The organism is Vibrio sp. 10N.261.52.A1, assembly GCF_002876325.1.
Classification (GTDB): domain Bacteria; phylum Pseudomonadota; class Gammaproteobacteria; order Enterobacterales; family Vibrionaceae; genus Vibrio; species Vibrio chagasii.
On sequence record NZ_MCYD01000158.1, the window covers coordinates 1,736 to 2,490 of the forward strand.

The window sequence follows — 755 nt, forward strand, 5'->3', positions numbered from 1 at the left end:
ATCGACTTTATCGATATGACTCCGGTTCGCCACCAACGCGAAGTTGAAAGCCGCCTACGTGATGCGGTTCGTCTAGACCGTGCTCGTGTACAAATTGGCCGTATTTCTCGCTTTGGTCTTCTAGAGATGTCTCGTCAACGTTTGAGCCCATCACTAGCAGAAGCAAGCCACCACATTTGTCCTCGTTGTACAGGTACTGGTGTTGTTCGTGATAACGAATCTCTAGCACTGTCTGTTCTACGTTTGATTGAAGAAGAAGCTCTGAAAGACAACACAGCACAAGTACTTGCTGTTGTGCCTGTTCCTATCGCGTCTTACCTTCTGAACGAAAAACGTCGCTCAGTAAACCACATCGAGAAGAACCAAGAAGTTAAGATCACTGTTGTTCCTAACTCTGACATGGAAACACCGCACTTTGAGGTTATCCGTGTTCGTGAAGGCGAAGAGTTCGATCTACTTTCTTACCTACTTCCTAAGAAGCTAGATGCTCTGAAAGAAGCAGAAAGCAAAGAACCTGCAGAACAAGCAATTCGTCCTAAGAAGATCGAAGAGCCAGCTCTGAAAGGCTTCGCTGCTCCAGCTCAATCAGCACCGACTCCAGCGCCTGCACCAAAAGCGGCACAAGAGAAGAAAGCTGAACCAGTAGCACAAGAATCAGGCCTAATTGGTCGCTTCTTTAAGGCTATCGGTAGTTTCCTATTTGGCTCTTCAACTCAAGAAGAGAAGCAAGAAGAGAAACAAACTGAAGAGAAGCC

1 protein-coding gene is annotated in these 755 nt (G+C 46.6%); it reads left to right on the forward strand.

Going from position 1 to position 755, the window contains the following annotated elements; translation table 11 throughout:
- On the forward strand, positions 1–755 hold a 755-nt coding region (locus BCT81_RS02130; RefSeq protein WP_198596828.1), incomplete at both ends, for a ribonuclease E/G.